This window comes from Streptomyces cathayae, from assembly GCF_029760955.1.
GTDB lineage: Bacteria > Actinomycetota > Actinomycetes > Streptomycetales > Streptomycetaceae > Streptomyces > Streptomyces cathayae.
The window spans coordinates 24,649-43,100 of the sequence record NZ_CP121683.1 but is presented as its reverse complement, the minus strand read 5'-3'; the positions used below and the strand labels follow the sequence as shown (position 1 = coordinate 43,100).

The 18,452-nt window shown below is 66.8% G+C and carries 18 protein-coding genes and 1 pseudogene; 8 read left to right on the top strand and 11 right to left on the bottom strand.

Annotation, left to right across the window (positions count from 1 at the left end; all coding sequences use genetic code 11):
- Positions 1-149: 149 nt before the first annotated feature.
- From PYS65_RS34290 to PYS65_RS34280, 3 genes are all read right to left on the bottom strand, one after another.
- On the bottom strand, positions 150-2,558 hold the full coding sequence (locus PYS65_RS34290; RefSeq protein WP_279338216.1) for a helix-turn-helix domain-containing protein: 2,409 nt from the start codon (positions 2,556-2,558) through the stop codon (positions 150-152).
- Between the two features lie 4 nt (positions 2,559-2,562).
- A complete protein-coding gene (locus PYS65_RS34285) occupies positions 2,563-2,712 on the bottom strand; it encodes a hypothetical protein (RefSeq protein WP_279338215.1) in 150 nt (49 codons plus the stop codon).
- 526 nt (positions 2,713-3,238) lie between these two features.
- A complete protein-coding gene (locus tag PYS65_RS34280) occupies positions 3,239-4,000 on the bottom strand; it encodes an ISAs1 family transposase (protein ID WP_279338214.1) in 762 nt (253 codons plus the stop codon).
- 22 nt (positions 4,001-4,022) lie between these two features.
- Between PYS65_RS34280 and PYS65_RS35325 the strand changes: the two are divergent.
- From PYS65_RS35325 to PYS65_RS34265, 4 genes and pseudogenes are all read left to right on the top strand, one after another.
- Positions 4,023-4,145 (top strand): annotated as a pseudogene (locus PYS65_RS35325) (IS3 family transposase); the annotation flags it as partial.
- 21 nt (positions 4,146-4,166) lie between these two features.
- Positions 4,167-4,415 (top strand): integrase core domain-containing protein, encoded by a 249-nt coding sequence (locus tag PYS65_RS34275; RefSeq protein ID WP_279338213.1) that lies wholly within the window; start codon positions 4,167-4,169, stop codon positions 4,413-4,415.
- Positions 4,416-4,480: 65 nt separating this feature from the next.
- A complete protein-coding gene (locus PYS65_RS34270) occupies positions 4,481-4,981 on the top strand; it encodes a hypothetical protein (protein WP_279338212.1) in 501 nt (166 codons plus the stop codon).
- 296 nt (positions 4,982-5,277) lie between these two features.
- Positions 5,278-6,095, top strand: a protein-coding gene (locus tag PYS65_RS34265) for an IS5 family transposase (RefSeq protein ID WP_279338211.1) whose coding sequence is annotated in 2 segments (ribosomal slippage) — positions 5,278-5,620 and positions 5,620-6,095 — 819 coding nt in all. Because the reading frame shifts where the segments join, the coding sequence is not laid out codon by codon here.
- Between the two features lie 367 nt (positions 6,096-6,462).
- Here PYS65_RS34265 and PYS65_RS34260 read toward each other — a convergent pair.
- The gene (locus tag PYS65_RS34260; RefSeq protein WP_279338210.1) at positions 6,463-7,425 is read right to left on the bottom strand and encodes a hypothetical protein; all 963 of its coding nucleotides are present in this window, start codon (positions 7,423-7,425) and stop codon (positions 6,463-6,465) included.
- Positions 7,426-7,628: 203 nt separating this feature from the next.
- Positions 7,629-8,858, bottom strand: coding sequence for a hypothetical protein (locus tag PYS65_RS34255; protein ID WP_279338209.1), 1,230 nt, complete (start codon positions 8,856-8,858; stop codon positions 7,629-7,631).
- A gap of 341 nt (positions 8,859-9,199) precedes the next feature.
- Between PYS65_RS34255 and PYS65_RS34250 the strand changes: the two genes are divergently transcribed.
- Positions 9,200-10,852 carry a hypothetical protein gene (locus tag PYS65_RS34250; RefSeq protein WP_279338208.1) on the top strand — a complete coding sequence of 551 codons (1,653 nt, stop codon included), beginning with the start codon at positions 9,200-9,202 and terminating at the stop codon, positions 10,850-10,852.
- Positions 10,853-11,705: 853 nt separating this feature from the next.
- Here PYS65_RS34250 and PYS65_RS34245 read toward each other — a convergent pair.
- Entirely contained in the window at positions 11,706-12,116 is a 411-nt protein-coding gene (locus PYS65_RS34245; protein WP_279338207.1) for a hypothetical protein, read from the bottom strand.
- Positions 12,117-12,724: 608 nt separating this feature from the next.
- Here PYS65_RS34245 and PYS65_RS34240 point away from each other — a divergent pair.
- Positions 12,725-12,871, top strand: a complete 147-nt coding sequence (locus PYS65_RS34240; RefSeq protein WP_279338206.1) for a hypothetical protein — start codon at positions 12,725-12,727, stop codon at positions 12,869-12,871.
- A 724-nt stretch (positions 12,872-13,595) separates the two neighbouring features.
- Here the strand turns inward: PYS65_RS34240 and PYS65_RS34235 are convergent.
- Positions 13,596-13,883: a hypothetical protein gene (locus tag PYS65_RS34235; RefSeq protein ID WP_279338205.1), complete on the bottom strand. Its 288-nt coding sequence runs from the start codon at positions 13,881-13,883 to the stop codon at positions 13,596-13,598.
- A gap of 48 nt (positions 13,884-13,931) precedes the next feature.
- On the opposite strand from PYS65_RS34235, the gene PYS65_RS34230 reads away from it, so the two are divergent.
- Entirely contained in the window at positions 13,932-14,963 is a 1,032-nt protein-coding gene (locus tag PYS65_RS34230) for a nucleotide kinase domain-containing protein (protein WP_279338204.1), read from the top strand.
- Between the two features lie 43 nt (positions 14,964-15,006).
- Here the strand turns inward: PYS65_RS34230 and PYS65_RS34225 are convergent, their stop codons facing one another.
- Genes PYS65_RS34225 through PYS65_RS34210 form a run of 4 tightly spaced genes read right to left on the bottom strand, consistent with a single transcriptional unit; the run spans position 15,007 to position 17,395 of the window.
- Positions 15,007-15,798 carry a thymidylate synthase family protein gene (locus PYS65_RS34225; RefSeq protein ID WP_279338203.1) on the bottom strand — a complete coding sequence of 264 codons (792 nt, stop codon included), beginning with the start codon at positions 15,796-15,798 and terminating at the stop codon, positions 15,007-15,009.
- Positions 15,799-15,840: 42 nt separating this feature from the next.
- Positions 15,841-16,737 (bottom strand): ImmA/IrrE family metallo-endopeptidase, encoded by an 897-nt coding sequence (locus PYS65_RS34220; protein WP_279338202.1) that lies wholly within the window; start codon positions 16,735-16,737, stop codon positions 15,841-15,843.
- Positions 16,734-17,138, bottom strand: a complete 405-nt coding sequence (locus tag PYS65_RS34215) for a helix-turn-helix domain-containing protein (RefSeq protein WP_279338201.1) — start codon at positions 17,136-17,138, stop codon at positions 16,734-16,736. The genes PYS65_RS34220 and PYS65_RS34215 overlap by 4 nt, the downstream gene beginning before the upstream one ends.
- Complete coding sequence (locus tag PYS65_RS34210) at positions 17,135-17,395, bottom strand: acyl carrier protein (protein ID WP_279338200.1); 261 nt, start codon at positions 17,393-17,395, stop codon at positions 17,135-17,137. Before PYS65_RS34210 ends, PYS65_RS34215 begins: the two co-directional genes overlap by 4 nt.
- A gap of 117 nt (positions 17,396-17,512) precedes the next feature.
- Here PYS65_RS34210 and PYS65_RS34205 point away from each other — a divergent pair, with 117 nt between their 5' ends.
- Positions 17,513-18,397, top strand: coding sequence for a MazG nucleotide pyrophosphohydrolase domain-containing protein (locus tag PYS65_RS34205; protein WP_279338199.1), 885 nt, complete (start codon positions 17,513-17,515; stop codon positions 18,395-18,397).
- Positions 18,398-18,452: the final 55 nt, after the last annotated feature.

Sequence of the window (18,452 nt, the reverse complement as noted above, 5' to 3'; positions counted from 1 at the left end):
GGACCAAGCGACGGGCGGTGCGACGTGCTGGCTCGCGGTGCCGAGCCGCGCGTGCTGGGGTGGCTGTCTGTTGGGACGATTGAGCGCGCTCGGTGCCTTCCGGCTTCCGGTGACCGTCGTGGGGTGCCACCGGAGGCCGGAAGGGGGGGTCACATCCAATTGATGAACTGGGTTACCTCGAACGGCTCGCCGTCTTCCTCCCACCTTGCGGTGAGCCGTGCCTGAGGAGCCGTGCCCAGAGTCAGGGCCATCGGGAAGTCGATGTGGGTGTGGCCGAGAAGCCGCTCGACCACCACGTCGGGCTTCCCCTTGCGTGTGTCCACGATGGTGGGGGAGTTGCCGTCGCCGACTGGTTCGATATCGATTCGCAGGTGATCTGCAGGACTGGTACCGATGTTGCTCACCCGCAGTCGCTGGTGCACGGTTCGGTGCCTGACGCGGCCCTGCTTGGTGGTCCTTGCCTCCTGTTCGTACAGGTACTCGCAGCGCACCACGGCCCGAGGACGGCGAGATGGATCCCCATGGTTGATACCGCTGTCCATGCCGGTAACCGTCTGGTCCGTTGTCTGCTGGGCAACGAACTGCTGAATGTCGTCGGGGCTGCGGTCCTCGAAGTGGTCCAGGAGCTGGGCGATAAGCGCTTCGTCGGGGCCGCGGTCTTCGGTGAGGCCCAAGCGCTGGGCGTCATGCGTTGCTGCGGCGTCGTACCAGACTCGGTCGCTCTGGAATGCGGACTGACCCTGGTGAAACGCGTTCCCCCACTCCCGTGCCCGGTCATGGACGGCCCGCATGCCGTCTCCCGGAACGAGGTGCCTCAGACCGGGATCGTTCCTGCGGTAGGCCCGGAAGAGCACGGCCAGCGGGCTGGTGTTGAGCGGGTAGCTTAGACGCTTGCTTTGGAGGGCTCCCAAAGGGCCCTGGCCTCGTACAACGCGTACTACACCGCGCCACTGTGAGCTGTCGGTAACAAAAGCATTCTTGGTCCAAGTGACCGGAACGTGATCACAGTGGATCTCGCCGATGATGCGTCCCTGCCCGCCGGGCAGTCCGACCGGGTACTCCACGTGCGTCTCGCCGGTGTCGTCGTCACTCCAGCTGAACAGGCTCTTGTCCCGGACCAAGATCTTGCGTCCGTTGCGGTAGAAGTCGATGCCGTAGTCAGTGGAGTGCAGGTAGCGCTGCACACCGAGCCATCCCCACACACGGTGGGGGAGTGGGACCAGGCGACGGCTGCCGCATTCGCTGCACGAAGTGGCGTCCAAAGCACTGGATTGTGAGCAGTCCTGACAGTGTTGCACCGTGGCCAGCGTCACGTCGATGTCTTGTCGGGCCGACACCGGGCCCTCGCGACGCTGGACCGTTCGCGCCGCATCCCAGGCGCAGGGCAACCGGGCAGCAACGATGCGCCCATTCAACGCCAGGCGCAGCCGGTCTTCCCGGATCAAGTAGCTGTAAATGTCGCCGAGCTTGTTGCGTAGCTGACGGATCTGCCGAGGTCGCGAGTTGCGCAGTTCACGGATGGTGATCTCGGTGCCGTGTTCGTCCTGCCGCTGCTTGGGCTCAAGACGCATCGGCGCGTTCCACTGCGCGTCATGCGTCAAAGCCCGCAGGTCAAGAGTCAGCACGCTCCAGGCCGCGGCCTCACGCCGGGCGGTGCGCACCGTGACGACGTGGCCAAGCTGCCAGGTGGCAACGTTGAACCCGATTCCGGACGTGGGCCGACTGCCGCTGCGGGTCCAGCCCAGACGAACTGATTCGAGCAGCTCCGAATGGTCCATTCCAGGGCTCCGGTCACGGACCACGATCGCGGTCTCACGCCCATCGGTGTCCTTGTGATAATCGATCGACACTTCCAGGGGAGTGATCACAGCCGATCCGGTCACAGACGTCTGTTCATGCCTGTCCAGCGCACTGTCCACGAGTTCGGTCAGGCAGTGCCACTCCGGCAACGCCAGATCGGACAGAGCCCTGAGGAGATGGGGCGAGGGCACAACCTGAAGGACCTCCTGATGGGCTGACCCGGTCCGCCTGGCTCGGTCCCACGCCGCTCCCCAAGCCGCCTCTTGCTCAGGGCCCAGTCGCAGCGCCTGCACGAAAGCCTTGACGAGATCCTCGCGCAGAGGGGCTAAGCCGCGCAGCGCCTCGCTCAGCGTGCTGCGCGGCAGCCTTCCGGGCCCGGCACGCAACGACAGCTCGCGCAGACTCAGGCCACTGGCAATGCGTAGCTCGTGCATGGCCTCCCGCAGCTGCGTGAACGTGGTGATGCTTTTGATCCGGGCAACGTCGAAGGTGGCACCTGCAGGTACAGATATCGCATTCCGCCACTGCTCGCGAACGATGCCAGGATCTGCCCCGCAGCCGCGGACGAACGCCTCGACGACCGCCCACGGGGTCCGCCAGCCGTTGGCAGCCCGGTACAGCTTGGTCGTGCTCAGCCCTGTCGCCTGCGCCAACTGGTCGTAGGTGAGGCCGGCCAGGCGGCGCACCAGACGAAGCTGACGCGCCACCTCGGTCATCTCCACGGCTCGGGCACTCAGCTCGCGCTCGTGACGTCCCATCGGATCACGATCGGATGCGCCGTCGAGGAACGCGGGGTGCCGGCAGCACCGCCAGGAACCAGGCAGCGCCCACCTCGACGATGAAGGACGCCAGCATGCTCTGCCATGACAGCGAGACGGCCGACACCACCATCAGGGCCACCACCACGATCACCGTGATGACAACCCGCCCATCCGTATGACGTCGGCGCCTTCCGGGCCACACACATGCCAGCTCTGAATACATGGATCCCATCCACTTCTCGGCGACGCGCCCGGCACGGTCGCGTCATAGGTGCTTTGGAGGTGCGTGCGAAGCGCACCGGAAGGTTTGGGGCCATGCCGGTGCCGCACACCTCGGATGGTGCCGCACTCAACGGCCCCAAAACCAACCGGAATCCAAGAGTCCCCGCTTTGTTTCACCACTGTCCGGATCATGAGTGACGCGCCATCAGTGCAGTTCAGCGCCCCACAATCCATCCCTCCATCCGTACGAGGGCGACGATGTTGCAGCCCTGTCCGGACTTCGAGTTGCGCCCCGGACACTGCATAGCCGACTCTGGCGCGCAGGATCCCGCTTTGGAGACGCACAAGGGACCTCGACCACGGCGCATTTGGGGTGTGCCCGGTCAACACTCGAACGGGGTTTCCGGGACATGCCGGAAACCCCGCTCTCCGTCTTGGGCAGGCGTGATGCGTGCTCATCCGGTGAGACCGAGTTCGCGTAGGGCGTCGGTGGGGTGGTTGCGGTAGTGGTCGTGGGCTGCGGCGTTGTTCGTCCACCCGGCGAGGTGGGCGAGGCTGATCGCCAGGCTGCGGAAGGTTGCGAGAGCCCGGGGCAGGCTGCCAGTGCGGGCGCGGCAGATGTCCTCACCGAAGGTCACGTCGCGGATGAAGTGCTGGGCCTCGAGGGCCCATTGGCCGCGTACGCAGTGGGTGAGGACGGTTGTGCCGGCGACGTCGGACGGGGCGGTGGTGATGCCGAGTTCGGCGTCCGCGTGGGTCTTTCCGTCGCCGCGTCCGGTGGTGTACCGCTCGACGAGCAGGGCCCGGGTGGCGTGCGGGAAGTGCGCCTGGCCCGGTGCGAGGGGCTGCACGCGCGCGATGCGGATCTCGTGGCGGCCCGAGTTGGTCTCCTCGGTGCGGTGCACGGTGATGTGCGGGTTGGTGGTCTTGTCCCAGTCAAGCGCGTCCAGCTGGGCGAAGAGGGCGGAGCGGTTCTCCTTGACGGGGAAGAGGCCGAAGGCCTCGCGGCGGTGGAGGTAGTGGGCGTGGCCGGCGACGGTGTGCAGGGCGTCGGCGGTGACGATCGCGCCGGTGATGTCGGCGAGCAGGTCCGGCGTCGTTGACGTGTGACGCGCGCGGGCGCCGGCCCGGCCCGACCGCGTCGTGCGCGCCCCCGACGAGCTCCTCGCGCGCGCCGTGCGCTGGCTGGCTCCCGGCGGCTGGCTGGACCTGGCCACCCGCGAGGTGGTCGGATACGCGATGGCCGACCACCACCGCGCCTCCCTCGTCGTCGACGCCCCGGAGATGGCCCACGGTCGCGGCGGCCCGCAGCCGGGATGCATCACACACTCGGATCGCGGCAGCGAATACATATCAGCCGAATTCCGCAGTAAAATAAGCGAGTTGGGCTTGTGGCAAAGCTGCGGCCGCACCGGATCATGCTTCGACAACGCCGTCGCGGAGGGCTTCTGGGCCCTGCTCAAGGAAGAGATCGGCACCCGCACCTGGCCCGACCGGGCCGCCGCCCGCGCCGAGATCTTCGCCTTCATCGAGACGTTCTACAACCGGTGCCACCTGCGCAAGCACAGGGTCTTCGGCTACCTCAACCCGGCTGAGACCAGGCAGCACCACCAGTACACCCTCGCGGCATAGAGATTGAATGTCCAAGATCACGGGGAAACTTCACAAGGTCATCCCAGTCAGGCGATGATGCGGTCATGGGCATGAGCACCAGACGCAGGTATAGGGCCAAGCAGTGGGTACTGGCCTTAGCGACGACGGTCGTGGTGGGCCTGGTCGCGCTGGGCCTCCAGAACGGGGCAGCGCATCCAGACGAAGAGCTTGCTTCCGAATGCCACGAGCCCGATCCCGAAACTCTGAAGAAGCTCGGCGTCACCAACTGGTGCACAAGCGAAAGCCCAGACCAGGGGCCACGTAGCTTCACGCTCAACCTTCCGGCGCACACGCCGATGGCGAGTGTGTACTTCATTCCCCTCAGCGGATCCATTGAGTGCACGGCCGAGGGGCTGGCGATGAAGCTGGAGGGCCCGACCGGAACCCACCTGAAGGTGACGCTGGAGACGAAGCGCGGAAATGTGTGGGGCTGGACGAAGGTTCCCGTGACCATCCCCGAGAGCGGGACGTGGCAGAATGTCGCGGCGATCGACCACCGACTCTGCTTCGTGTGGAACTACACCTTGGCCGTCGCTCCTGACTAGTGCTGTGACCGCATGGGTTCGCCGGCTTGGCCGTGCGTTCTCATACTTTTTGCGGTAGAGGGCTCACAATGAGCTGCAGTGCTGCAGATGGTTGAGAGGTGCAGTGATGCTCTTTCTTGTCGCGTGTGTGGCCTGATCTGCAGTGCAGCATGCTGGATGGGAATCCTGCAGATGTATTGACAATCCCGATGAGCGGCCCGATCTGTATGCCGCTGGTGAGCCTACGCGCTTTCCGGGCCTAACGATTTAGAGGGTGTCTCACGTGGCGTTAGGTGGATGCGGCATGATGCCGTGCCATGGTTGTTGGTTTGTCGCAGCGGTTGGTTCCTGACGAACTCTGGTCGCTCGTCGCACCGTTGCTGCCTTCGTTTACTTCCCGTCCGCAGGGTGGAGGCACGGCCCCGGTCGATGAGCGGGCGGTGTTCACGGCCGTGGTGTACGTGCTGACCAGCGGCTGTGCCTGGCGCCATCTGCCGGAGACATTCGGTGTCTCGCCGGCCACCGCGCACCGCCGGTTCTCCGCATGGACCAAGGACGGGCTGTGGCGGCGGCTGCACCAAGCCGTCCTCGACGAACTCGGAGCCCGCGGCGAGGTGGACTGGACCTCGGCGATCGTGGACGCTGCCTCCGTCCGCGCGAAAAAGGGGGATCGCTGACCGGACGCAATCCGGTCGACCGGGGCAAGAAGGGCAGCAAGCTCCACGTCCTGTCCGACGCGCAAGGCCTGCCCCTCGCCCTTGGCGTCTCCGGCGCGAACGTCCACGACGGCCAGGCGCTGCTGCCACTGGTGCTGGGCATACCCGCCATCCGCTCGAGGCGCGGCCCCCGCAGACGCCGCCCCGGCAGGCTCCGCGCCGACAAGGCGTACCACTCCGCCGAGAGGCTGAAGTGGCTGCGCGAGCGGGGCATCATCCCGCGCATCGCCCGGCCCGGCATCGAGTCCGGCGAGCGTCTCGGCCGGCACCGCTGGAAGATCGAACGGTCGATCTCCTGGCTCTTCGGCTACCGCCGTCTGACCGTCCGATACGAACGAAAGGGCAGCCACTTCCTGGCCTTCCTCGGACTCGCGGCGGCCCTGACCTGCTACAAGAAGCTCGCAAGACTCACCACGTGAGACATCCTCTTAACCGCCAGAGCCGCTTTGAATCTGGTTTGGGTACGAGAGGTGCCCTCGGCACTGGCAGGACCAGCTCCCGCGCTGCTCCCCGAGTCGGCCGACATGGACGAGCGCGCACGCTGGGGGGGCAGCGACGCAAGCCGTGCTGTGTGTCGGCGTCCCGCTCATACCAGGCGGTAGCCCCGCACCGCTTCCAGCACCACCGGCCCGTCGTGACCATCCCTGCGCTTCACCATGCGTCGCTCGTCCGGTCCGGTCCGGACTGGCGTCACCATGCCCGACCGCGATGTGCCGCCCGCCTGGCCCGGCCCGCCGTGTTCCTGACGCCCATGCCGATGAGTAAGCGGGGTTGGGCGCACACCAGCTACAGCAGCGACGCGTTCGTCGGCAGCCATGCCAGGTGGCACGCAGCCAGCGCGGCTTCGATCAGCGGTTCCGCTGTGCACACGGCGTCGGCGATGCACACCAGGGCGTCCACGCAGACGTCATGGACGGCGATCTCGTCACTGCGGGGGTCTGGTCGCACACCAGTAAGTTCCACCCGGGAAGTCTTGGTGGACTCGTCATAGGACCAGGTGCCTTCAGCGGGGGAGGCCTGGTCGAGGGACTGTGGCCGGTGCCGGTGATAGTCCATGCCGCGCCGCTCATCCAGCGCCGCGAACCGGCGGTCGTTCTGGAGTGCGACGAGGTGCTCGGCGAGGGCCTCCAAGGGCTCGAGCCCACATTGCTCGGCTGCTTGGGGCAGCGTCTTCGACCAGAGCTCCCCGATGGGGGAGAACGTCTGCCATGCGCCCTTCCGGACCGATCCAGGAGGGAAACCTTGAGCAGACTTGACCTTCTTGTCGCTGTTGATGATCGCGGCGGCGGCCGGATTGCACAGCAGGACGCGCAGCACGAGGTTGGCCAGGCTGTGCGCCGTCCCAAGCAAGAAATGGGAACTCATCTCGCACAACGCCCGTACTGCCATGCGCTGGGCGTACTCGACGCTCTGCGCGTGCTGCGGATCCTGCTCGACGTCGGGGGAGCGCCAGCGTTGCGCATCCTGCTCAGAGGCCCAGGCGAGAGTCAGTTGCTCGCCGATGCTTCCCGCCAGGCCGTGGATCTCCACCACCCGGTTGATCAATGGCCCGTAGCCGGTGATGCCGGCCCTCCGCAGCAGTGCCACCGAGGTCATCCCTGCTGCTGATCCCTTGCCACTGTGCGACTGCCAGTGCATGGCGATGTCTTGGACGTCTTTGCGCGGGTCGGTCGTCGGCGGCTTCCCGTTAGCGGTCACAGGCGGGGAGAAGGAGCCGAAGCTCAAGGCAGATATCCACTGCTGTGTCATGCATGAATCTTAGGCACCGCTTACCGGTTGTAACCGCTCGTCTACTGCGCCACTCTGCCAACGCGACGACGAGCGGACATCGTCGCCGCGGTCGGACCCTGCGATGGCGCTCTCTTCCTGCAACAGCCGACCAGGCCGCGGAGGCCCGCTTTCAGCGGTGTCCTCAACGGCGCCCCCGGCCGTCTCTCTTCCGCGAGCAGGCATCAGCCTTCGGACGCCTCGGCGCGCTGCTCGTCCAGGTCGAAGCCCAACCGCTCGGCTTCGACCATGACGTCCGTCCACAACGCCAGCAGCGTCAGCAGCGCCCATTTCTCGCCACGCACGGGGTCGTCGAGCAGCACGGTTTCGGTATAGCCGTCGCTCCAGGCCTCTCCGCGGGCCACTCCGTTGCTCCAGCCGCGTTCTGTGAACCACAGCCGCTTGATGGTTTTCTCCACCAGCCGTGCGTGGAGCCCCACGGTGAAGGACCGGGTGTAAACGACTTCCCAACCGTTGCGCATGTGGACCTTCAGCCGGGTGTTGCGAGCAGAGTCCTCGCAGATGCCGATCTTCGCCATGGCCGGGTCCGCGACCCGTTGCACCAGATAGACGAGCCCTGGCTCGCTGTCCTTGAACCCGGTGAGCTTGCAGCTGCGGGAGTTGCAGGCTCCCTGGCCGCGGTAGAGATTGCCCAGACAGGGGTTCACCGGACCCGAACAGTCCATGCAGGTGCCCGCCCAGGGGATGTTGGTGCTCTCGAAGGCATCCGGGTCGTGCGGGCGAAACCGGTAGGACATCGCCCTGTCCCACGCCTGCTCCTTGGTCAACGGGGCGTTCGGGGCGCAGTGGATGCAGGCCCCCTGACCCCGCATGACGTCGTGCAGCCGCGGCTTCACCGCGCAACGACAGCGCTGGCAGATCCCCGGCCACGGCTCATCGACCCGTTCATAAGCGGTCGTGGGCTCGACCAGGCCCTGATCGCGCATGATGGCGACGGCCGCATCCGGATCGATCGCCCGCTGCGCGCAGTACTTGCACGCCATGGCGCCCCGGCGGACCGCCTTGACCAAGACCTTGATCGGTTTGCCCTGACGCGGGCAGCCCTTGTTGAGGCAGATGCTCTCCATCCGCGTTCTGTTGTTGATGTAAGGCTCGAGCGGCTTGATGTTGGCCTTGGCGATTGTCTTCGCCAACTCCGCCTCGTCCAGCCGGTGTTTCTCCGCCCGCGCACGGTCGGCGCAGTCACGGCAACCGCGCGGTGAGTCGCCGTGTTTCCTTGCCTTCGAGGCGATGCTGTCGTACGTCGGGTCGATGTCTGCCCCGCACCTCTCACAGATGCAGGGCCACGGTTCCTTCGCTGTGGTGAAAGCGGTCTTCGGCCGGCAGCCGTTGCGCAGCATCAACTGCCGCGCCTCTTCCGGATCGACCGGTCGTCCCGACACCAATGCGACCACCCCCTGGGCGTGCCCCGTAACGTCGCAGAGACTGTACGTGCCGGCACCGACATGCCTTCTCTGACCGAGCGGTGCCCACCAGCAGGCGCCGCCCAGGCGTCATAGGTCACGCAAAAGCAAGTCCTGCAGTGGAGATCCTTCCTGACCAGGCGCGTCCTCCAGGCCTTGCGGACATCCCGGTTGTCAGCGGCGGGATTTAGGCTGCGTCCATGACGCTTCCGGCACCTTCCCCCTCCGACCTCGAGGCAGCCATAGCCGCTGCCTCACGCCCCGGTAGGCCCGCAGGCGCACAGACCGCCGGAATAAAAGATCTTGCCGCCGCCCTCGGTGTGCTCCGGCGGGTGGAAAACGAGGAGACCATCGCAGACACCGACGTGCTGGCTGCCCACGACCTCGTCCACGCCAGTGCGTTGCGCCACCGCGACGGCGGCTGCCTGCGCCGGTTGGCAAACGTACTGGTGAGCAGGGGAGTGGTGCCCAAGCCCGCCGACTATGACGGCGAGTGGTGGCTGTGGTGGCCCAAGAGCAGTCGCGGACCGTGCCGGGAATGCGGCAACGTCCGCTCTCTAACGCGTTTTTCAGCACGATTCGGCAAGGAGTACCGCTATCTGTGCGCACAGTGCCGGTCCGCAGAGCGCGACCGCGACGCCCACACAGCAGAGGAACTGTGGGCCACGCTAGGAGCCATGTCCCCGCCTACGGGACAGGCCAGCACCGGCACATCGCCGTTGCTGCCCGCAGAGGGCGACAGCAACGCACACGCGGCGTTTGATCAGACGGAAACCGAGGGGGTGCTGTCCGACCAGGAGTGGGGCCACTTTGTGGAGCGTCTGCACGAGCTGCTGGCGCCGCTGGAGTGGGCAGGCTTCGACCTGCCCGAAGAATGGGACAGCGACCTCGATCCGCAGACGGGGGCTTCACTTTTTGCGGAACTCTGGCGTGGGGACGGATGCGTGGTCGCCGAGTACCGGCCGCACGCGGAAGTGCTGTACCTGCAGCCGTTCGACGATGTGACGGGGGACTGGCCCGACTCCTACGCCCTGACCGGCGACATCCTTGAGATAGATGTCGCAGCATCAGGGCAGGACGCGGTGACCGCAGTCGCCCGAGTGGCAGGTCAGGCAGGGCTGCTGGATGCTGCCCACGTCCGCGTCGCTGACACTGCTCCCCAGGAAGCCAAGCAGGAATTCGCGCTGCGGCGCATCCGCCGGATCTTCACGCCAGCCGCCGACTACCGACAACTGCCCTTGACCGACGTACTGAAGGAAGTCACCGAGAACGAGTGGCTGAGTGCCTTCCTGGACATGGTGGTCGGTATGGTCGGCCACGATGTCGCCCCCGACATCGTGCCGGACGCGGCTGGGCTGGGTGTGGCCGCCTGGTGCTGGCGCAACAACACCGCAGTCGAAGCCCACCACCTGGAAACCGACGTGCTCATGGCACGCGTCAGCATCGCCGTCACCCGCGTCACTCAGCAGCACGTCTGCCCGGTGGAGGGCATCGACTGGGACGGCATCGAGAACGCTTTGATGGACCCGCAGTGGGCCCTGCCCGACGGGACCACCATCCAGTCGCTGTTCGGCGTCGGCTGGACAGAAGTGGCCGCCACCGTTACCGCGGAACTCAGGCGCTGGCGCCAGATCGACCACGACCTGCTCGGCCCCGAGACCACGCTGATCCTGATGACCATCGGCGGCTCCACCAACTACACCGACTCCTGGTGGGGCCAAGGCCGCTGGCACGCCATCTGCCGCCACATCATCGAGGATGCCACGCGCGCGGGCCTCACCCTGCCACAGCCCTACAACTTCCGCGGAACACAGGATCTCCTTGCTGATGTCGATCGCCCGGACCTGCTGGCGGACACCGTCCTCGACTGGCTCATCGACATGCCCGAGGCAGGGGCCGACGGACCGCGGGGTCTGCGGTTCACCACAGCCACCAGGCCGCTGCTGCGCCACTGGGACCCGTACTGGCTCAGTGACACGCCCTGACACAGCGACATATCGGTCAGCGGACAACCACCCCACTGCGACTTCACGACAGGGGCTTTTGATGCCCGCCGGCGCGGCGGGTATGCCTACAAGGACGGTGCCGGGGGACTGGTCACGCTCCACAGCTCGGGAACGCATCTTCCCAGAAGCCTTTGAAGGCCGAGCCGATGAGGGTGCGGGACCACCGGCCACAGATCGAGCCGGATGCCCGGACGGGGCACGCCGGCGGCAGCTCTGTGACCTCCGGGGGACCGCGAGCTCCTGCGCAGGACGCTTCGTGCTTCACGTGTGAAAACATTTGCGCGACTGCGCCAGAAGGCCGGTACGACGAACAGGGCACGGGAGGTGACCAGTTCGCAGAGCCACGGTACGAGGCGCCTCTCCGTTCGGCTGCGGGCCATCCGGCCGTGCTGCTGCATCGCCGACACGGCCGAGGGGCCAGGGTGCTCTGGCTGGCGAGGCCGGTGCGGGCCGTGGGCGTCTCGACGGAGCCACCGCGCACTTCACCCAGATCCGGCCACCGGCCCCTGCCTCAAGGCTGCAGGCGGTGCTCTTCAGCGCGTCGCCGGTGTCCGTCGAGTCGATCGCGAGCTCCAGCGAGAGGAAGACGAGGACGGTCCGGATCGGCTGGCGGTCCTGCTCGCCGAGGGAGTACCTCTGACGCCAGAAGGTTGGACAGAGTTGTCACACATGCGGCGATCGTCTCGAATGACTGCCGTTCGCGGTCCGGGCGGGCGCGGCAACCAGGGGCCCGCCCGGCGCCGTCGCGTCCGGTGGACAGCGCGCCCGGAAAAGCCGGTGGGGCCGGAGCAGCAGATGCTGCTCCGGCCCCACCGGCCGGGTTGGCGCCTTATCAGCGGCGCTTGCCGTTCTTGCCCTTCTTCCCGGCCCCGGGGGCCCCGGCCGGTTCACTGACCGGGGGCCCGGTCTCCGGAGCGCGGTCGGTGCCCTTGCTCGTGAAGACGAAGATGATCATCCCGATGGCCACGACCGCGGCCACACCGGCAGCGATCATGCAGCCCACCGGGCCCACGCCCACCCAGTGGGCCAGGGCACCGATGCCGGCCGAGCACCCGAGGATCGCGGCCAGGAGCAAAAGCGAGACCGCGCCCGCACCGAGGCGGGAGTCGTGGCGCATCGCGGTCAGGAGGCGCAGCCGCTTGGGGCTTACCTCGAGGTCCATCGTCTCCAGGCCGGTGATCACGGGTTCGGCCCGCAGGCCGGGCTCCTCGTTCGACAGATCGACGTGCTTACGGCGCGCCATCGGCGGCCCCTTCCGCTTTTCACGCGCCCGCGTGGGCGAGCGCCTCGCTATCCCGCCACGATCCTAACAGTCATGCGCGTGATGTCTGACTGAATGCTGCACAAGTAGGTAATGATCATGCAGTTAGATGGGGAGTGATGTGCGTGTGCAAGCTGCACGCCTCCGACGAGCAAATGGCATGGCCATGGCATTTATTCAAGCGCAACCGGTAAACGGAATGGATGGTTCCTTTGGGGAAGACTCGCGGTCTGCCTGCTGGTGCGGTAGATTTGCGCCTCGTCAGAGGCGATCTCCGGAAGGTTTGGCGGCCTCTTCGGAGCGAACCTGGTGGATCCGGGAAGGGCTTTCGGTGAGGTCTTTGGCTGTGTTGCACTTCGCTTGACTCTGCCAAGTTTGAGGAGCATTCTGTACATACAGAGTGCGTATCGAGGGAAGGTCTGGAGCGTGCTTGCGGGTAACGAAGGCTGCGGGAAGGAAGACTCATGTCCAGGACTACTGGCGCCACCGTTGACGGAGGGCGTCCAGCTGCTTCGGGGCGGGGAGCCAGCCCTCTGGAGCGGGTCACCGTCAACCTAACGAGCAGAGCATCCAGGGCGCTGGAGGCGACAGTGGCGCTGACCGGAGACAGTAAGACCGACAGCATTAACCGGGCCCTGACCGTGTACGCCTACATCGAGCAGGTACTCCAGCAGGGCGGATCGATCACGGTCCAGGAGTCGCCCGACGCCACTCCCCAGAAGCTGGTCATCTTCTAGCTGCTGGCGCCCCTTCCCGCCGTCCGCCTGCCGGCGGCTCGAGCGCGCGTTTTCACTGCCTCGTTATCCCAAAGCTATGGCAGCCTTCCGTGCTCAGCCGTGCCTCCAAGGTCCTGTCCAGGGGCAGTCGGCAGAAATAGTGCGCAGGTGGTGTGCGGGCTTGTGCCCGCACACCACCTCGCCCTTCGCGGGAACCGGCAAGTCTCCACGCCGCTGGCCACGGCCCGACGGGGCACCGCATAGCCCAGTGGTACCGAAGCACCAGCACGCAAATCCCGCCCCGTGCACGGGAACCTCAGTAGGCACCACTGAGCGCAGGTCAGCTCCATCAACTGCGTGACAGCAGAGCGCCCGTGGAAGTGATCCTGTCCCCTCCGCAGGGTCAGACATCGTGGCAACGATGGCGCGGCCGGACAGGCGCGGGGGCAACGTTCGTCAGGTACTCGCATCCGCGGACGGCGAGGGGGCGACGTCCGCCGGGCGCTCGATGCGATGCCGACCGCCCGCCGGTAGGCGGTGTGTTCGTATGGGCCAGCGTGCGCGGCCAATAGAGCAGTTCCCCTTCAGGACCGGCGGCCAAGGCGTTGAGTGATCGGCCCAGGTCTGCGGGATGTCCAACCGGCAGGCTGCTGAGAGGGCGGCGCATGCAGCCGTGACCTTGTGGCGTCCGCAGCGTTGACCGGATCAATGGCAGACCCGTGTGGGAGACAGGATCGACTCGTCGTCATCTCCTGCCGCGGGTGCGTCCGGGAGAGCGTACGGGCGGCAGGTCGTCGCGACGGTTGTCCACCTCGAGAGCCTCGGCGGGCATCTGGCGGTAGGTGTGGAGGAGTTCGGCTATGACGGCGGGACGGACCTCGGCCGCCGTCACGAGTGCGGCCAGAACCTGTGAACGCGACGTCTGCTCCCCGGCCGCGGCCGCGGCCCGGACCAGGACGTCCAGCCTTCTGTCCACGTCCTCCGGCCAGTCGACCAGCGTCTTGCGTCGTGGACGCTGCCACAGCAATTCCACCCGTCCCCCTCGCTGACACTGTATCTATATTGAATATATATTGAGCCCATGGTGACGGTGCTGCAAGAGCGTCCAGAGCAAGGGGTCTTAGACCGCGACCCTGTGAGGGAGATCCGTGTGGCAGGCCGCACGCTGACTGTGACGCCGGTGTTCGATACCTACTGGCGCTTCGCGGCGGCGCGCCAGAAGGTCTACGAGGCGCGACTGGCCGGGGGAACGGGGCCGTTCACGGACGATCCGATCCTGCAGCGATACCGCTTCACCAACTGCTTTAGGGCCGCCGACCGGGTCAGCCAGGACCTGATCGGCAGCGTGATCTACCGGGGCGACCAGGCATGGGAGGAAGTCTTCTTCCGGACTCTGCTGTTCAAGATCTTCAACAAGACCTCGACGTGGCGGCTGCTGAACGGCGCGCTGGGCGAGGTGCGGTGGGACGCCTACGACTACCGGGCCTTTAACCGAGTGCTCTCACAGGCCTTCACTGCAGGGCAGCGGTTGTACTCGGCCGCCTACATCGTGCCCCCGCCGCAGCTCGGGGAGCAGCGCAAGCACCAGAACCACCTGCGGCTGCTGGAGATGATGATGAAGGTGGACGCACCGCAGCGCGTGCTGTCCGCACCGACGCTGCAGGGCGCCTACCAGGTTCTCCTGGGCTTCCCGGCGATCGGGCCGTTCCTGGCCTACCAGTTCGTGATCGACCTCAACTACGCGGACGACATGACGTTTTCGGAGATGGACTTCGTCGTCCCCGGTCCCGGGGCGCGCGACGGGATCCGCAAGTGCTTCGGGCCGGCGGCCGACGGTCTCGAGGCGGACGTCATCCGCTACATGGCCGACACCCAGGACGAGCACTTCGCCCGCCTGGGTCTTTCCTTTGCGGGACTGCGCGGGCGCCCGCTGCAGTTGATCGACTGCCAGAACTTGTTCTGCGAGGTCGACAAGTATGCCCGGGTCGCCCACCCGCACATCGCCGGGATCAGCGGCCGCAGCCGCATCAAGCAGACCTACCGGCAGCAGGCCGATGCGATGCCGGCCTGGTTCCCACCCAAGTGGCAGCTCAACGGCCCGCCCGGGCATTGAGGTTGCCGCGTAAGCCGCCTGGCCCGCCGTGCCGCGGCTGCCGTCATGCCGCTAGGCGACTGGTGCCGGTCAGCAGGCGGCGCAGCTGGGTGACGGGGCCGTCCAGTCGGGCGTGGCCGGCCACCACGGTCAGGGTCCCGCAGGCCAGCTCGGCCTGCTCGGCGATGTAGGCCAGCAGGCGGCCCAGGCCGAGGTAGTTGCCGTAGGCGCGCTCGAACATGAAGTGGCTGCGATACAGGGCCGCGGCGTGCACCCGCCGGTCGCGGTCCAGCTGGAGGGAGATGTGGCTCAGGCAGGGGAAGCCGATGTAGCTGTTGTCCTTCCCGGCGGTGTGGACCAGCAGGTCCGCGCCGGTCTCCTCCTCCGCGTCCACGGCTGCGGCCAGGTCGATCTCGTACGCGGCGGCTATCTTGGTGCCCGCTGCCTGGGCCCGCAGTCGGCTGATGACGGTGCCGAGCTGGTCGACGCCGTTCTTCGACGCCGCGGGGTAGGACACCAGGCGGCCGAAGTAGGTGCCGCGGCGGTTGCCCGGGTACCGCTTGAGTACCGGATACATCCGCCGGTAGCGTTCGGCGAGGTCACTTGGGCCTCCACACCGTGCCGCCAGGGCTACGGGAAACAGCGTGCTGGCCACCGTCTCCAGCGACCAGAGCCCGCGAGCGGTGCGCAGCCGGTCCAGTTCGGCGCGGAACGCCGGGTCGTCGCTCGTCGGATCGGCGATGCGCACTACCGTGTGCAGGCCGGTCCGGTCCGGATTGTCCTTGCGGTCCAGCTTGTTGCAGGCGGCGACCCAGGCCTGGGTGACGTCGCGTTCGGTCACGGTGAAGGTGTGCATCAGTCCTCCTGATACATACGGTGTGATCCTGGGGGCCTTCGCTCAGGCGGGCCAGGTCTCGTCGACCCCGGCGCGCGGAGATTCGCGCACCACTGTCAGCCGCAGCGCACGGCTGTGCGAGGGCACAATGACCTCGACCAGGCCCTGCTCGCTCGGGGGGAGTTCGGCGGTCACTACGGCGCTCGCCAGGGGCGTCGCGCCGTCACTGGTCCACGGCTCAAGTCCCTTGGGCAGGACGTCGAAGACAGCGTTCTCCAGGTGCAGTACCAGCACATCACCCGCGTCGGCGTACACGGTCTGCTCCGCGGAGGCTGCCGTGACCACGTGCACCTGGGCCTGGGCGGGCAGGGAGGCCCCGCCCGCCAGCGAGCTGCGCAGGCCGGCGGGGGGGATTTTGGCCCACTGACCGGCCCGGCCGGCATCCAGCAGCCGGAGGTTCACCAGGTGGCGTACCGTCCCGGCGTACGACGTACCCAGCTCGCGCGCCACCCGGTAGACATGCTCAGGAGACGACGGACGGCCGTCGCAGATCCTTCCCAGGGCCGCCCGCACCGCTGGCAGAGGCATCAGAAACCACGCCGCGAACGCCTCCGCCGTCTTCTCCTCCTCGGGCCAGTTGCCGTTGCCCCAGCGCAGCGCGGGATCGAGCTCCTCATCCGCCGCAGTGCGATGGCCCAGCCGGTGATGCCCCAACTCATGTGCGGCCGTGTGCCGCTGAGTGACCGCGTTCAGCGAGGCATTCAGCATCACGGCCGGTCCCTTGTCGGCTGGGGAGAAGTACACGCCGAACAGCCGGGGCATCGGTTGCGCCATCCCGATCACGTCCGCTGCCCCGAGCGCCCGGTGCACGTGGACGTACTGCGTGCGATCGATGCTGAGGTCGCGGTGTGCCTGAATGGCTGCGATCGAGGCAATCCGGTGTGCTAGGGCCCAGTTCACGCGGTCGGACTCCCGCCGTCGGCGTCCTGTTCCTCGCGTTCTGCCGCGCGTCGCAGCGTGAGGTACTCGGCGAACTCCAGCACGGTCTTTGCATCCCCGTCGGTGAGCTGGGCCAGCGCCCGCGGCAGACCGGCCAGCGAGTACTCGCCGGCGTCGGCGTCCTTCTCCTCGGCCAGGAAGTAGGCGACCGGCTGCCGGTACCGGCGCGCCAGTTTTTTCAACTCCAGGCTGTCCACCCGCCGCTCGCCGCGCTCGATGTCGCTGATGGCCGAGCGGGGGATACCTGTGGAGTCTGAGACGAACTGCTGGGACATGTTCAGGTAGTCGCGGGTCTTCTTCAGCCGTTCACCGAGCCGGACCAGCTCAGGGTCACGGTCCCGGTTGTCCGGGGGAGGGGTCATGACTGCTGCCTTTCAACGATGGCGTCCAGTACCGCCGCGGCGAATGCCCGCACCGACCGGGTGGCCTGGGCCGCTTCCCGGTCTGCGGGAATGGCGACGTGGTAACGCTCCTCAATACGCGTGAGAATCTCGACCACCAGAAGCGAGTCCACGGGTAACTCCCGACCGTCCTGCTCCAGTTCAGAACGGAGCTCGTCGGGCGAGACGCCCTCGTGCTCGGCGAGGAAGTCGATGACGACCGAGGTGATGTCGTCCATGCTCGGTGTGTCTGTGTCCGACAACTCTCCCCAATCGTCTGTATTGCCAACGACGCTGTCGTAGCATACGACAAGCTGTCGGGAAAGCCAACGGGGCTGTCCCAAGAACAGACAGGTGTGAGTGTGGACTTCAATCGCTACCAGGAAGCAGCCGTCAAAACCCTCCAGCCCCCCACCGAGGGCACCGACCCCGTCCTCGTTCCCCTCCTCGGCCTCGCCGGCGAAGTCGGATCCCTGACCACCGCCTACAAGAAATTCCTGCGCGACGGACCGGCCTTCGAGCAGGGCAAGCACCAGTTACGCGAAGAACTCGGCGACGTCCTGTGGTATGTCGCCGCTCTCACCCACCGCTTCGGACTCGACCTCGACGACGTGGCCGCCGCCAACCTGGAGAAGACCAAGGACCGCTGGCGCACCACCCCCCACGAGGAGCACGCCCCCTTCGACGCAGGCTTCCCCGCCCACGAACAGTTGCCCCGGCAGACCACACTCACCTTCACGCCCACCAAGACCGACGACAGCCGCACCGTCGTCATCCTCACCCGGGAAGACGGAACCCCCGCCGGCGACCCCCTCACCAGCGCCTCCCACGTCGAAGACGACTACCGCTTCCACGACATCTTCCACCTCGCCCACGCCACCGTCCTCGGCTGGTCCCCCGTCACCCGCTTCTTACTGCGCCGCAAACGCAAAAGCGACCCCCGCACCGACGAAGCCGAAGACGGCGGCCGCGCCATCGCCATCGAAGAAGGCATCTCAGCCCTCGTCTTCTCCTACGCCGCCCGCCACCGCTACCTCGCCGACATCAAACACATCGATCACGAACTCCTCGCCACCATCGGCCACATGACGGCCCACCTCGAGGTCAGCATCTGCCGCGCCGCCGACTGGGAGCACGCCATCCTCACCGGCTACGCCGCTTGGCGCCAGCTCCGTGAGCAAAACGGGGGCACTGTCCACCTCGACCTCGACCAGCGCACGCTCACCGTCACCCAGGACTGAGGGTCTGACGGTTGGGAACGCCCCGGCTGAGGACGTTCCCAACCGCCCAGGAGGC

Coding starts and splice junctions, on each gene's coding strand:
- PYS65_RS34230 (WP_279338204.1), top strand. CDS start 13,932: ATGGTGACGGTGCTGCAAGAGCGTCCAGAGCAAGGGGTCTTAGACCGC.
- PYS65_RS34215 (WP_279338201.1), bottom strand. CDS start 17,138: ATGACCCCTCCCCCGGACAACCGGGACCGTGACCCTGAGCTGGTCCGG.
- PYS65_RS34290 (WP_279338216.1), bottom strand. CDS start 2,558: ATGGGACGTCACGAGCGCGAGCTGAGTGCCCGAGCCGTGGAGATGACC.
- PYS65_RS34210 (WP_279338200.1), bottom strand. CDS start 17,395: ATGGACGACATCACCTCGGTCGTCATCGACTTCCTCGCCGAGCACGAG.
- PYS65_RS34270 (WP_279338212.1), top strand. CDS start 4,481: ATGGGCATGAGCACCAGACGCAGGTATAGGGCCAAGCAGTGGGTACTG.
- PYS65_RS34245 (WP_279338207.1), bottom strand. CDS start 12,116: ATGGCGCGCCGTAAGCACGTCGATCTGTCGAACGAGGAGCCCGGCCTG.
- PYS65_RS34225 (WP_279338203.1), bottom strand. CDS start 15,798: ATGCACACCTTCACCGTGACCGAACGCGACGTCACCCAGGCCTGGGTC.
- PYS65_RS34260 (WP_279338210.1), bottom strand. CDS start 7,425: ATGACACAGCAGTGGATATCTGCCTTGAGCTTCGGCTCCTTCTCCCCG.